The sequence below is a fragment of the Cognaticolwellia beringensis genome (assembly GCF_002076895.1).
Taxonomy (GTDB): domain Bacteria; phylum Pseudomonadota; class Gammaproteobacteria; order Enterobacterales; family Alteromonadaceae; genus Cognaticolwellia; species Cognaticolwellia beringensis.
This window is the reverse complement of record NZ_CP020465.1, coordinates 1,139,370-1,154,407: the sequence shown is the minus strand read 5'-3', so window position 1 is coordinate 1,154,407 and position 15,038 is coordinate 1,139,370. Positions and strand designations below refer to the sequence as shown.

At 43.5% G+C, this 15,038-nt stretch carries 11 protein-coding genes and 1 pseudogene; all 12 read left to right on the top strand.

The annotated features are described in order from the left end of the window. Positions 1 to 371 precede the first annotated feature (371 nt). The 12 genes and pseudogenes from glyA (at position 372) to B5D82_RS04815 (ending at position 14,966) form a co-directional block, all read left to right on the top strand. Entirely contained in the window at positions 372 to 1,637 is a 1,266-nt protein-coding gene (glyA, locus tag B5D82_RS04865; RefSeq protein WP_081149657.1) for a serine hydroxymethyltransferase, read from the top strand. 93 nt (positions 1,638 to 1,730) lie between these two features. Continuing rightward, positions 1,731 to 2,984, top strand: a complete 1,254-nt coding sequence (locus B5D82_RS04860) for a sarcosine oxidase subunit beta family protein (protein WP_081154322.1) — start codon at positions 1,731 to 1,733, stop codon at positions 2,982 to 2,984. Positions 2,985 to 2,997: 13 nt separating this feature from the next. Then, on the top strand, positions 2,998 to 3,282 hold the full coding sequence (locus tag B5D82_RS04855) for a sarcosine oxidase subunit delta family protein (RefSeq protein ID WP_081149656.1): 285 nt from the start codon (positions 2,998 to 3,000) through the stop codon (positions 3,280 to 3,282). Between the two features lie 13 nt (positions 3,283 to 3,295). After that, positions 3,296 to 6,313, top strand: coding sequence for a sarcosine oxidase subunit alpha (locus B5D82_RS04850; protein ID WP_081149654.1), 3,018 nt, complete (start codon positions 3,296 to 3,298; stop codon positions 6,311 to 6,313). After that, entirely contained in the window at positions 6,306 to 6,977 is a 672-nt protein-coding gene (locus B5D82_RS04845) for a sarcosine oxidase subunit gamma (RefSeq protein WP_081149653.1), read from the top strand. The genes B5D82_RS04850 and B5D82_RS04845 overlap by 8 nt, the downstream gene beginning before the upstream one ends. Positions 6,978 to 7,051: 74 nt before the next feature. Continuing rightward, complete coding sequence (gene purU / locus B5D82_RS04840) at positions 7,052 to 7,918, top strand: formyltetrahydrofolate deformylase (RefSeq protein ID WP_081149651.1); 867 nt, start codon at positions 7,052 to 7,054, stop codon at positions 7,916 to 7,918. 80 nt (positions 7,919 to 7,998) lie between these two features. Then, positions 7,999 to 9,390 (top strand): L-serine ammonia-lyase, encoded by a 1,392-nt coding sequence (locus B5D82_RS04835; protein WP_081149650.1) that lies wholly within the window; start codon positions 7,999 to 8,001, stop codon positions 9,388 to 9,390. Positions 9,391 to 9,963: 573 nt separating this feature from the next. Next, positions 9,964 to 10,143, top strand: a pseudogene (locus tag B5D82_RS20300) (transposase); the annotation flags it as partial. 711 nt (positions 10,144 to 10,854) lie between these two features. Then, the gene (locus tag B5D82_RS04830) at positions 10,855 to 12,066 is read left to right on the top strand and encodes a M24 family metallopeptidase (RefSeq protein ID WP_081149648.1); all 1,212 of its coding nucleotides are present in this window, start codon (positions 10,855 to 10,857) and stop codon (positions 12,064 to 12,066) included. 167 nt (positions 12,067 to 12,233) lie between these two features. Continuing rightward, complete coding sequence (locus B5D82_RS04825; protein WP_081149647.1) at positions 12,234 to 13,832, top strand: BCCT family transporter; 1,599 nt, start codon at positions 12,234 to 12,236, stop codon at positions 13,830 to 13,832. A 2-nt stretch (positions 13,833 to 13,834) separates the two neighbouring features. Further along, positions 13,835 to 14,602, top strand: coding sequence for a creatininase (locus B5D82_RS04820; protein WP_081149646.1), 768 nt, complete (start codon positions 13,835 to 13,837; stop codon positions 14,600 to 14,602). Positions 14,603 to 14,759: 157 nt separating this feature from the next. Then, positions 14,760 to 14,966, top strand: a complete 207-nt coding sequence (locus tag B5D82_RS04815) for a hypothetical protein (protein WP_081149645.1) — start codon at positions 14,760 to 14,762, stop codon at positions 14,964 to 14,966. Positions 14,967 to 15,038: the final 72 nt, after the last annotated feature.

Genomic DNA, 15,038 nt, shown 5'->3' with positions numbered 1-15,038 from the left:
GTTTCATTTTCGTGATTAACCCTACCATTACAAACCGTTCATATTGCTACGGAATTCTTTCTTGTGGATAAATGTTTGGTTGTTATACCTATTTTGATCAAGCTTTCTCTACTTTTGCGCTACAGAGCAACTACTGTCTAACTTTTCGGCCTACCTCTTTGCATTTATATTATAAATGAACATATAAGAACTATTAATTTTTATTATGATCAATATCCGTATAGGATTTGCTCAATGTTAAGCAAAGCATAACCTTGCAAATGACTATTTTCCTTGTCCGGTTAATGGGCTGGAAATAAAAATTATAAAACCTAAAGCGACCTCGACTAAGTTATGAGGAATAGCTGAACAATAAAAAGTAGGAGAAGTAGATGTATAATAAAAATGATAAAATCCAAGGATATGATGATGTCTTATGGACTGCGATTGCAAATGAAGAAAAGCGTCAGGAAGAGCATATCGAGTTGATTGCATCAGAAAACTACACAAGTCCCCGTGTTATGCAGGCGCAAGGCTGTGGACTAACTAATAAATACGCCGAGGGTTATCCTCAAAAACGCTACTACGGCGGTTGTGAGTATGTTGATGTTGTTGAACAACTAGCAATTGATCGCGCTAAATCGTTGTTCGGCGCAGATTACGCCAATGTTCAGCCGCATTCCGGTTCTCAAGCTAATGCCGCTGTGTATATGGCGTTATGTGAGCCTGGCGATACTATTCTAGGTATGAGTTTAGCCCATGGTGGTCATCTGACTCATGGTTCTAAGGTAAGCTTCTCGGGCAAGATCTATAACGCTATTCAGTACGGTATAAACGAAGCAACCGGCGAGATTGATTACGATCAAGTTGAAGCACTGGCGTTAGAACACAACCCGAAGATGATTGTAGCTGGGTTCTCTGCGTACTCTCGTATCGTTGATTGGTCTCGTTTCCGTGAGATCGCTGACAAGGTTGGTGCTTATCTGTTTGTTGATATGGCACACGTTGCCGGTTTAGTTGCTGCAGGTCTTTATCCTAACCCAATGCAGTTTGCTGATGCCGTTACTACGACAACTCATAAGACTTTGCGTGGCCCACGTGGTGGTCTTATTTTAGCAAAATCTAATCCTGAACTTGAGAAAAAATTCAATTCAGCAGTCTTCCCTGCTGGTCAGGGTGGCCCTCTGATGCACGTAATCGCTGCTAAAGCTGTGGCGTTTAAAGAAGCATCTGAGCCTAGTTTCATTGAATACCAGACTCAGGTTGTTAAAAATGCGAAAGCAATGTCGGACGTGTTTATTGAACGTGGTTATGAAGTTGTTTCCGGCGGTACCGATAACCACCTGTTCTTGTTGAGCCTTATCAAACAAGGACTGACAGGTAAAGATGCCGATGCAGCTTTAGGACGTGCCAATATTACCGTTAACAAAAACTCCGTACCTAATGATCCACAATCGCCGTTTGTAACTTCTGGTTTGCGAATTGGCTCTCCAGTTGTGACTACGCGCGGTTTTCGTGAAGAGCAGTGCCGTCAGCTGGCTGGCTGGATTGTTGATTTGTTGGATGTTCTGGCTCAGCCTGAACAACTCGAACAGAAAATATCCGAAGTTAAAGAGCAAGTGAAAGCACTGTGTGCTGATTACCCGGCTTATGGCTAAATTTATTATTTGATAGTTACCAGCAGTCAACCCTGCTGGTTTAGCTACTCCCTGTAATCATCCGGTTACAGGTAACTAATGGGAGCTGATGATATGCAGCGTTATTCAGGTTTTGGACTGCTTAAACACAGTCTTACTCATCATGAGAACTGGCAGCAAATTTGGCGTAATCCAACGCCAAAGAAAAAATATGATGTAATTATAATTGGTGGTGGTGGGCACGGCCTAGCTACAGCTTACTATTTGGCCAAAAAGCACGGTATAACTAACGTTGCGGTAATAGAGAAAGGTTATTTAGGCGGAGGTAACACTGCGCGTAACACGACTATTGTACGCTCTAATTACCTGTGGGATGCGTCGGCGCAACTGTATGAACATGCAATGAAACTGTGGGAAGGTTTGTCTCAGGATCTGAACTACAACGTGATGTTCTCGCAGCGTGGCGTACTTAACCTAGGTCACACGCTACAGGATATGCGTGATATTGAACGTCGAGTTAACGCGAATCGCCTTAATGGCATTGATGGTGAAGTACTGGATCCACAGCAGATCAAAGAGATTGTTCCGCATATGGATTGTTCAGGTGATAGCCGTTATCCAATTCTGGGTGCTTCTTGGCAGCCACGTGGCGGTGTTGCTCGCCATGATGCAGTTGCTTGGGGCTATGCCCGCGGTGCCGATTCATTTGGTGTTGATTTGATCCAACAGACCGAAGTGACTGATCTGATTATCGAAGATGGCACTATTATTGGTGTTAAAACTGATCGTTATGGCGACATTAAAGCTGACCGTGTAGGCGCTGTTGTCGCGGGTAACTCGAGTGTCGTGGCCAAGATGGCTGGTTTCGAATTGCCACTGGAATCACATCCATTGCAAGCTCTGGTTTCCGAGCCAATCAAACCTGTTCTGGATACGGTTGTTATGTCTAACCATGTTCACGGTTATGTCAGCCAGTCTGATAAGGGCGATCTGGTCATTGGTGCTGGTATCGATGGTTACACTGGATATGGTCAGCGTGGTTCTTATCCAACAATTGAGCATACTGTTCAGGCAATCGTGGAGCTGTTCCCTATTTTCAGCCGGGTACGCATGAACCGTCAATGGGGCGGTGTCGTAGATACCTGTCCGGATGCATGTCCAATAATCAGTAAGACTCCGGTTAAGAATCTGTTTTTTAATTGTGGTTGGGGAACCGGTGGTTTTAAGGCCACTCCGGGCTCTGGCAATGTCTTTGCAGCTTCGCTGGCTACAGGTGAAATGCACCCATTAGCTAAACCATTTTCGATGTTTCGATTCCATAACGGCGCGCTGATTGACGAGCACGGCGCCGCTGGCGTAGCTCACTAAGAGAGGTAATTCAATGTTTCATATCTATTGTCCTAATTGCGAGGAATATCGTGAAGAAGAAGAGTTTCACGCCTCAGGTCAGGCGCACATTCCGCGCCCGCTAGATCCTGATTCCTGCAGTGATAAAGAATGGGGTGAGTACATGTTTTTTAGAAAAAATCCTCGAGGTATACATCATGAACTATGGGTTCATGCCGGTGGTTGTCGCAAGTTCTTCAATATAACTCGCAACACCCAGACCTACGAAATTAAAGAAGTCTACAAGATTGGCGAGCAGCCATCTGTAGTTGCTAAGTAATAGGAGCGGAATCATGACACAGAAAAACCGCCTTCATAATGGAGGTCGTATTGACCGTTCCAAGCCGATGACGTTTACCTATAATGGTAAGCAATATAAGGGCTGTAAGGGCGATACACTGGCATCTGCCATGTTGGCTAACGGCATTAATGTCGTTGGCCGTAGTTTTAAATATAGCCGTCCTCGGGGTATTGTGGCCTGTGGCGCAGAAGAGCCCAATGCGGTACTTCAGCTGGGCGCCACTGAAGCAACACAGGTACCTAACGTGCGTGCGACGCAACAGGAACTGTTTGATGGCCTAGTAAGCAAGGCAACCAACGGCTGGCCTAGTGTTGAGACCGACGCTATGGGCCTGATTGGTAAGATCGGTGGTAAGATGATGCCTCCTGGTTTCTACTACAAGACCTTTATGTACCCACAGTCGATGTGGCCTACCTATGAGTCGTTGATCCGAAAAGGTGCAGGACTTGGTCGTTCGCCACTGGTAAATGATCCTGACACCTATGACTCCCTTAATCAGCACTGTGACGTTCTGGTTGTTGGTGCAGGTCCTGCCGGTTTAGTTGCCGCACTTACTGCTGCCCGCAGTGGTGCACGTGTAATTATTGCTGATGAGCAAAGTGAATTTGGCGGCAGCTTGCTAGGCACCCAAGAAACACTTGATGGTAAGCCTGCCTCTGACTGGATTAATTCGGTAGTTGAAGAGTTAAGCAGTTTTGAAAATGTGATTTTGTTGCCTCGTTCTACTGTTAACGGCTATCACGATCACAACTTTGTAACCATTCATCAACGTTGTACTGATCACTTAGCAGATATCGCACCCGTTAATCAGGTCCGTCAGCGTATGCATCGTGTTCGAGCCAAATGGGTTATTCTGGCAACCGGTGCCCATGAGCGTCCGTTAGTTTATGCTAACAATGATGTGCCAGGTTGCATGGTGGCTAATGCTGTCTCGACCTATATCAATCGTTACGGCGTAGTACCGGGCGATAAATTGGTAGTAATGACCACCAATGATTACGGTTATCAGGCGGCGTTGGACTGGCATGATGCTGGCCGTGAAGTTGTTGCTATCGTTGACACACGTGCCATGCCGAAGGGTGATCGAATCGTTACGGCTCGTCAGCGTGGCATAAATATCATTACTGGCAGTGCTGTAATTGAAGTCCAAGGTAGTAAACGTGTATCCGGTGTATCTGTAGCACCTATCAATGCAGACGGTACTAAATTGACCGGTGCTGTAACTAAGATAAACACCGATACGGTTGCCACATCTGGCGGCTGGAGTCCGGTTGTTCACTTATCTAGCCACACTGGCAGTCGTCCTATCTGGGATGAAAAGGTAGTTGGTTTTGTACCTGGTCCGACGGTACAAAAACAGCTGACTGCAGGTGGTATTAACGGGAGTTATCATACCGGAGATGCGTTGTTAGAAGGTTTGAAAGCAGGTTTAAAAGCGGTGGCTGAAGTTGGCCTGATTGCTGCTGAAGTTGCTGTGCCCAGTGTTGAACAAGTGAAAGAAGGAACGCCAATGTCCTTGTTCCATATTCCACACGTTAAATCAACTGCTCAGGCACCGAAACAATTTGTAGATTATCAGACTGACGTAACCGCGGCGGGTATCGAGCTGGCGTGTCGCGAAGGGTTTCAATCTATCGAACATATTAAACGTTACACTGCGATGGGGTTTGGTACTGATCAAGGTAAGCTGGGTAACATTAACGGCATGGCTATTGCCGCAAAAATACTGAACAAGTCGATCCCAGAAACGGGTACTACGATATTTCGTCCTAATTATACACCGATTACTTTTGGGGCTATTGCTGGTCGTAATTGTGGCCCGTTATTTAATCCGAAACGTTTCTCTGCAATGCATCAGTCGCATCTTGAAAAGGGTGCTAAGTTTGAGGATGTTGGGAACTGGCAACGTCCTTGGTACTTCCCTAAAGAAGGTGAAAGTATGCAGGAGACACTCAACCGTGAGTGTGTCGCAACTCGAGAATCTGTAGGTATTCTAGATGCCTCTACGCTAGGTAAGATTGATATTCAGGGTAAAGACGCCCGTGAATTCCTTGGCCGCGTTTATAGCAACGCTTGGGCTAAGCTACCTGTTGGCAAATGTCGTTACGGCCTGATGTGTGGTGAAGACGGTATGGTGTTCGACGATGGGGTATCTGCTTGTCTGGGAGATAACCATTTTCTAATGACCACGACTACCGGTGGCGCTGCGCGAGTTCTAGAATGGTTAGAAATTTATCACCAAACAGAATGGCCTGAATTGGATGTTTATTTCAATACAGTGACCGATCACTGGTCAACGATGACCATTTCTGGCCCGAACAGTCGCAAGTTGTTAGCTGAACTGACGGACTGCGATCTGGCCAACGAGAGCTTCTCGTTCATGGATTGGAAACAAGCTACTGTAGCAGGTGTTCCTGCGCGTGTATTCCGGATCTCCTTCACTGGTGAATTGTCTTTCGAAATTAACGTGCAAGCCAACTATGGCCTACATGTATGGGAAAAACTGTTCGAGCACGGTAAGAAGTATAATCTAACACCGTACGGTACTGAATCTATGCACGTACTACGTGCCGAGAAAGGCTTTATTATTGCTGGTCAGGATACTGATGGTTCGGTGCATCCGTTCGATCTAGGCATGGGTTGGTGTGTTTCGAATAATAAACCATTCAGCTTCATAGGTAAGCGTGGTATGAGCCGTGAAGACTGTACTCGTGAAAACCGTAAGCAACTGGTTGGCCTAAAAACTAAAGACCCTAAAACTGTTATTCCGGAAGGTGCACAGGGTGTCTTCGATCCTAAGGCGCCGATTCCAATGCCGATGGTGGGACATGTTACTTCAAGTTATTGGAGTGCCAACCTTGGTCATTCCGTCGCAATGGGCTTTGTTTTAGGTGGCCTGAGCAAGATGGGTGAAAGTGTTTATTACCCACTCGCCGATGGTACTGTAATTGAAGCTGAAATTTGCAGCCCAGTCTTCCTCGATCCGAAAGGAACACATCAAAATGTCTGATATAAATGTAATGTTACCAGAACAAACCGCAGCGACTAAAGCGGCGATTATGAACCAGTTACCTGGTGCTGAGATCCTGGGTAAGTCTCCACTGCATCATGTTCAGTTGGATACGCTGGCTAAACAGGGGCCGCAGCACGGTGGGATTTACCTGCGTGAAAACAAATTGCAGGGTCACCTGACGCTTCGGTGCAATGCGGCTAATACCAAGCAATTAGCGGCTGTTGAGCGAGTGCTGGGAGTGGCTTTACCATTGCTGCCGCTGACGTCTGTTGAAAATGGTGGCTATTCTATACGCTGGATGTCTCCAGACGAATGGCTAATTATAGTGCCTGGCCTAGAAACTTTTGCCGTGGAAACTAAATTCCGTGACGAAATGGGCGGTCATTACTCACTGGTGAACAGTAGTGGTGGTTCCACCATTCTTGAAGTATCTGGTGCTAACGTATTAGAAATGCTGAAGAAGTGTACGCCGATAGATCTGCATTCTAGCGAGTTCCCTATTGGTAAAGTAGTGTCTACATTGTTTGCCAAAAGCAGCGCTATAATTCGCCGGACTGGCGAGCAAAGCTTCGAGTTGGTTATTCGCCGTAGTTTTGCTGACTACATATGGCTCTGGTTGCAAGACGCCTGTAGTGAATATGGTTTAGTCATTAAGGCTTAATAGCTCCTGTTCTTACCATGATCCTGATTGTTTTATACAGGATCATGGCAGTTCGTAAACGTAGAGGTTGTTTTATGAAAAACAAAAAGAAAGCATGGATATTCACGGCTAGCTGTCCAAGTGTTTTGGGGACAGTTGATTTAGTTACCCGCTATATGGCAGAAACCAAAAATTATATTGAAGAAATCCATTCTTTTGATGACCATTCGGCGGAGCGTTTCTTCATCCGGATCGAGTTTCAACCACAAGATGACAATTTTAATGCCGAAAGCTTTAGCGAAGGCTTCTCATCACGCGCTACAGAATTTGATATGCAATGGCAGTTGACGACGGCAATGCATCGACCTCGGGTAGCTATTCTGGTCTCAAAGTACGATCACTGTCTCAATGACTTATTGTATCGTCATCGTACCGGACAACTTAATATTGATATTGCGGTGATCATATCCAATCATCCAGATCTTGAACCGTTGGCTAAATGGCATGATATTCCTTATTACCATTTACCTATTACTAAGGATACTAAGCCACAGCAGGAAGCTGAGATTATTAAACTAGTAGAAGAATATAATACAGAACTAGTGATTCTTGCTCGTTATATGCAAGTGTTGTCACCGAAACTGTGTGATCACTTAGATGGCTGGGCGATTAATATTCATCATTCTTTATTACCAGGTTTCAAAGGCGCTCGTCCTTATCACCAAGCATGGGAAAAAGGCGTAAAAATGGTCGGAGCTACGGCACACTATGTCAATAACGATTTGGATGAGGGTCCCATTATTGCTCAAGGTATCCAGCATGTTGATCATGCATACTATCCTGAGGATTTAATTGCGAAAGGTCAGGATATCGAACGGATGACCTTGTTCAATGCGGTACGTTTTCACATCGAAAAACGGGTATTTCTCAGTGGTAGTCGCACGGTTATTTTAGGTAATTAAGTAACGAATATATGAGGTCATTGGCTCGTGCCAGATCTCTAACGCTTTACCAGATGCGCCAAGTGCGCAATGGAGTTTGTATGTCAATTAGTGTTTTTGATCTTTTTAAAGTAGGCATAGGCCCATCCAGTTCCCATACGGTCGGTCCTATGATCGCAGCAGCAGATTTTGCTAGCCACCTGGAGTTGATAGCCGTTATCGAGGATGTGACGCGGATACAGGTCGACCTCTATGGGTCACTCAGCGCTACCGGTATTGGTCACGGTACCGATAATTCAATTGTAGTTGGGCTGATGGGTAAGCGTCCTCATAACGTCGATCCTGATGCTATCCTGCCTGAAGTAGCAGCACTGAAAGCGTGCAACAATTTAAAAATTCTGGGTAAGTATCCGATCGAATTTGTCTGGTCGAGAGATATGAATCTACTGGAAGATAATCTGCCCTACCACCCCAATGCGATGCGCCTGAGTGCTTTTGACTCAGCTGGCAGCCCATTATATGAAAATACCTATTATTCTATCGGTGGCGGTTTCGTTATCGATGAAAGTGAAGCAACCGCAGATGCACACTTAGTTCCACAGGTTGAACTGCCTTATGCGTTTAATAACGCGGTTGAGCTATTGGCGCTTTGTAAGCAGCATAACCTGAGTATCGGTCAGTTGATGATGAAAAACGAGCAGGTTTGGCGCAGCGAAGCAGAAATACGTGACGGACTGAAGATAATCTGGCAGGCGATGAAGGATTGTATTGCTCATGGTCTTCGTAAGGAAGGCACTCTACCTGGTGGTTTAAACGTAAAGCGTCGTGCTGCCGCTCTACACCTATCAATGAAAGAAACGGTTAATCCTAATGTGATCACTTCCACCTTGGGAGCGATGGATTGGGTTAATCTTTATGCGCTGGCTGTTAATGAAGAAAATGCCGCCGGTGGTCGTATGGTAACAGCACCGACCAATGGCGCCGCCGGGATAATTCCAGCAGTATTGATGTATTACATGGAGTTTACCGAACATGTTAGTGATGAATCTCAAGATGACGCTGTAGTGGACTTTATGTTGGCTGCCGCAGCTATTGGTGCACTGTGTAAAAAGAATGCATCTATTTCTGGTGCTGAAGTAGGCTGTCAGGGTGAGGTTGGTTCAGCCTGTGCAATGGCCGCAGCTGGATTGTGCCAAGTGTTGGGAGGCACGCCAGAGCAAGTTGAAAATGCCGCCGAGATTGGCCTTGAACATAACCTAGGCTTGACCTGCGACCCCGTGGGCGGTCTGGTTCAGGTGCCTTGTATCGAGCGTAATGCTATCGCGGCAATGAAAGCTATTAATGCGACTCAGATATCTTTGCATGGTAATGGCGAACATTTTATCTCACTGGATAAAGTCATTAAGACCATGTGGGAAACCGGTATGGATATGAAGGATAAGTATAAGGAAACTTCCCGCGGTGGCTTAGCGGTAAACGCGATTGAATGTTAACTTTTAGCCTGAATATACGATAAGTCGAATTGAAAATCGTCGATTAATCGTATTATGCACCGTTTATTCGATCAGCATGTTTTATCGAGGCATTATCTCGGTGACCTGTTAGGTACCACATTGCTGGCTATATTGGCGGAATGGCGTTTCTCGCTGCTGTGATCTTGCTAGCGACAAGCCAAAAATGGTGCAACATTAACTATAATACTAGAGGATGGCCAGCATTTTCACTATACGTGACTTGTGGCCAGTAGTGACGATTGCCCAATAAAAAACGGTGACCATAAGTAGCTATTAAATAGTAAAATTAGGCTAATAGATAAGGTTTATTATATCCAAAAAGTGAATAGGGATTAATAGAAGAATGAACGGTTTAGTAACGAAGTATTTATCAAATTATCTAGCTTGGTTTAAAGCAAGTAACACAAAGCTAGATAAATATTAAGGCGATATTCCCACCAAGGAGGCTGTAAAAATAAGTGTGTAAATGCTCATTGTCTATAATCTTAATAACGGATTAAATAATGAGTGTTTCAATGAATGGGTTAAAGAAGTAAAAACACCCAATGTTCTAACCCACTGTGTGCAATGCTCACCAAAATGACTGTTGAGGCCGCTTTATAACCAGAGATGAACTTTCACCTTGGTTACGACAAAAATCAAACTACAGTGTCTGGTAGCGAGAATAGCCGCAATAGCTATTCAACTAAAACGCTAAAAGGTGATCATGGCAAAATCGAACTCACCCCGAGATCCCCTGTGTCAGCCATTAGAAAACTCAGGTCAAGCGGCAAAGCTATATTGCTTGAGCTTTTAATCAAGTATTTTTAGCCAACAGGCTTTATCAATTAGTTAGCTGTTATGCACCTAAAAATTTCTTGGTGTAGTGTCAATTAATATGCACCAATCACCCAAATAATACCAGTTGAATTTAGTCATCGATCAATGATAAATGAAGATAAATATTCAACAGCAAGGCGCTTGATTGAGCAATAGCATGCTATTGGGATTGAAAGCAACGCAGATATTAGATATTTAGACCATCTTAGAATGAGTGATTATTTATTTCAATTGGTATAATAAGGCTTTGTCGTTAATTATTAAATAGATAACAACTGCCCTTTGCAACTTCTGCCTCATAAATCAATTAGATCACTTTAGTATATTATTCAAGAGTTACCGATACTGCCGTTTGTATCACCAGAAAAAATTCCTTAGGTGGTTAATAGTTTGCTTGATATGCCAGAGGCATAATAGTCTCCACGGCTTTACTTTCGTTAACCCCAATATCTTACCGATCGATACTCATTTAAATTATTAATGAACATATTTATTGTATTAATTTCTATTATGCAATATCAGCTGCTAGTGTGATTTAACAGCAGCAGCTCAGCTTGCTTTTGTAACATTAAAAGTATGAATACTTTACTTAAATTAAATTAGAAAAATAAAAGGATTCCAAAAATGCACATGCCACAAACATTGTCTATTCCAAATGGAGAGAAAGTTCAACCTACTTTTTCTAAAGCAGAGTTAAATTCCCGTCTGGATAAACTACGTCGCTATATGGCTGCAAATAACTTAGAAGCAGTGTTGTTTACTTCATACCATAACATCAACTACTACAGTGATTTTGTATACTGTCGTTTCGGTCGTGATTATGGCTTGGTAGTTACCCTGGATTCTTATACTACTATTAGTGCTAATATTGACGGTGGGCAACCATACCGTCGTAATCAACTTGGTGATAACGTGGTATACACCGACTGGCAGAAAGATAACTTCTTCTATGCGGCTAAGCAACTAATCAAAGATGGTGGTCAAGTTGGTATCGAATTTGATCATGTCCAATTACAAACTTTGGAAAAAATCAAGTCTGCATTACCAGCTTCAACATTCGTAGATATTGGTATTCCAACCATGAAAATGCGCATGATTAAGTCTGCTGAAGAAATTGAAGTAATTAAGCACGGCGCCCGTGTTGCTGATATTGGTGGTGCTGCTATTCGTGACGCTATTGCTGTCGGTGTTCCTGAATACGAAATTGCTTTAGCTGGTGTACAGGCTATGGTACGCGAAATCGCAGGTACTTTCCCTGATGGTGAATTGATGGATACTTGGGTCTGGTTCCAATCAGGTATCAATACAGATGGTGCTCATAACCCAGTAACGAGCCGTAAAGTTGAAGCCGGTGACATCTTAAGCCTTAATACCTTCCCGATGATCGCTGGTTACTACACCGCTCTAGAACGTACATTATTCAGTGAGTTTGCTTCTGACCGTCATCTAGAGTTATGGGAAATCAACTGTAAAGTTCATCGTCGTGGTCTAGAACTCATTCGTCCTGGCGCTCGTTGTTGTGATATTGCTGCTGAACTAAATGAAATATTCTTGGAACACGATGTACTAAAATATCGTACCTTCGGCTATGGTCATTCATTCGGTACTTTAAGCCATTACTATGGTCGCGAAGCTGGATTAGAGCTACGAGAAGATATTGATACAGTAATCGAACCAGGCATGGTTATATCAATGGAACCAATGTTAATGCTTCCTGAGGGATTAGCCGGCTCTGGTGGTTACCGTGAACACGATATCGTAGTCGTGAGCGAAGATAGTGTTGAAAATATCACTAAGTTCCCTTTTGGACCAGAACACAACATTGTTAAAGGTTAGTTTCTAACGTTAGATTGAGCCCGTTGGACATGATGTATGTCTAGTGTCAAAGGAACTGGCAAGTCGGTATGTTAGCAATTAAGCAATACATACCTGACTCAACCAACGGGAAAATATAAATATAAATATAAATATAAATATAAATTTCAATCCCAAGGGGAAGATTCATGGTTATTAATAGTGGACCAATCAAGGGTATTAACCCTTATATAGTTTTTATATCACTTGCTTTAGTAATTTTATTTACATCCTATACACTGATTTCGCCTGAGCAAGCAGCCCAAGTTATCGATCAAACTCGAACTTTCATTACTGTTTCAGCCAACGGCTGGTATGTTAGCCTAAGTGCTTTCTTCCTAGTATTTTGTTTATGGTTAGCATTCAGTCGCCATGGCAAACTTCGTCTAGGTAGCAATGATGATCGTCCAGAATTTAGTACTTTTGCCTGGTTTTCGATGCTTTATGCAGCAGGACAAGGCATAGGTATTATTTTCTGGTCTATCGCTGAACCGATGTTCCATTTCTCCAGCGGCACGCCTTTTGGAGATGCGACACCTGAAACATTGGCGGCAGCAGAAGAATCAATGAAGGTAACGTTCTTCCATTGGGGCTTAAATGCCTGGGCAATTTATTGTGTGGTCGGCGTGTCAATGGCATTTGTCTGTTATAGGTTGAAAAAGCCTCTTAGCATTCGTTATACCTTGTACCCTCTGTTGGGAGAAAAGGTTAATGGTTGGATTGGCGTAACCGTTGATGTAATCGCCGTTTTCGCAACCTTATTTGGCATAGCGACATCTCTAGGCTTGGGTGTACAGCAGATTAATGCTGGTCTCCATTCAATTTGGGACATCCCTCAAAATCTTCAAGTTCAGTTAGTCTTAATTGTTGTTATTAGTGGTTGTGCACTAGTATCGGTTATGACTGGATTGAAACGAGGCATTAAGTACTTGTCTATTGGAAATATGTGGCTGACCACTATTTTATTGGCATTCTTCCTGCTGTTAGGACCCACTGTTTACATTGTGAAATTGCTGGTTACTTCGATGTTTGATTATTTTGCAAGTCTATTTTCAATGAATACCTTTATCGAAGCAGCACCTCAAGTTGCAGCTGATGCAGAAGCAAGTTGGAAGAGCATGTGGCAGGGCTGGTGGAGTGTGTTTTATTGGGGTTGGTGGATATCATGGGCACCTTTCGTTGGTGTTTTCATTGCTCGAATTTCACGTGGTCGTACTATTCGTGAGTTTATCATCGCTGTAGTTGGTGTATCTTCTCTACTGTCTTTCGTCTGGTTAGCAGCCTATGGTGGCACAGCTATGAATATTGATCTTACAGGCTCTGGTGGTATTGCTGATATCGTTAAAAATAATGTGGCCGATGCCTTGTATGCGACGATTAATGGCATGGATTTAGGTTTCATGAGTTACTTGGCGACGATAGCAGGTACGTTACTTGTGTCTACTTACTTTATCACCTCATCGGATTCAGGTACTCTAGTACTCACGACCATTATGAGTGAAGGTAATGAAGATCCACTAAAACGTCATCGTATCTTCTGGGGCGTTATGCAAGGATTATTAGCTGCCGTATTGTTGATATCTGGTGGCAGCGCCGCGCTTAGTACATTGCAGACTGCCTCTATTACAGCAGCCCTACCATTCTCATTGCTAATGGTGTTTATGTGTATTGCTTTGGCAAAAGGTGTAATGGATGAATCACGCAAAGAAAACAGCTCAGCAGCAGTGCTGGCTAAAGGAGGTTGTTAAAAATGGTCATATTGGCAGAACTTGATTGGAAAACCTATGAGGCGCGTATTGCCGGTGGTGAAGCAGTGATACTACTTCCTATTGGGGCAATAGAGCAGCACGGACCACATATGTCGATGAATCCCGACGTATTGATACCTCAGGCTATTTCAGAGGGAGTGGCAGAGCAACTAAAGAATGGTTTGGTTGCACACCCAATTTCATATGGGTATAAGTCACAAGTAAAATCCGGTGGCGGTAATTTCTTTCCTGGCACTACCTGTATTAATGGTAAAACCTTGATTGATATGATCCATGATGTTGTTGTTGCCTATGCTCGTCATGGCAATCGTAAGTTCGTTTTGGTTAATGGTCACTACGAAAATTCGATGTTTATCGTCGAGGGAATTGATTTAGCGTTAGAAAGTTTACGTCGTGATGGTATCGACGCAAACGTGATGCTACTTTCATACTGGGACTATGTTACACCAGACACTATTAAGGAAGTATTCCCTGATGGTTTCACCGGCTGGGATGTAGAGCATGGAGGCGTGCTAGAAACGTCTCTTATGCTGCACCTTCATCCTAAACTGGTGAATATGGACAAAGTCATCGATCATGATCCAGCGACTTTTCCGCCCTACGATATGTACCCCTCGGATAAGTCTTGGGTAATAGAGAGTGGCACCTTATCCTCGGCCCGTAAAGCAACCCCCGAAAGCGGTAAACTGTTATTGGATGTATGTGTAGCGGGTATCACAGAAAGCATAAAAGAGCGTTTTGAGGCCTAGTTGATTCGACTACCCCAGTTAAGGAATAATGAACTTAACCGGGGAATTAAACGTAAAAAACATTCCAAAGAACTTAAACTTGATGCTATTCCTTCAGTGGTTGAACAAAATTATTCACAGGCAAAAACGACAAGCATATTGAAGGAGTCCCGCCAATATGCTTGATCGTTGGATTAAAGAAGCTCACAATGTGGATGATCACGTTTTCAGACAACGTAAAATCATACCAATTGAAATAAATAATCACTCAATTGGTATTAACACCAGAGTAAGAGGAAACCCGCAATCTAAAAGCACACGTAAAACGCCTCGAAATGAAGCCCGAGATACTAAAAACGCTCTTCTTTGCCAAAGAAAAAAGTAAAATATTCATTCATTACCCAACATAATAAGATCAAAACCGTTTACGAAGTAGCTATACAACGGAGAATTCTTT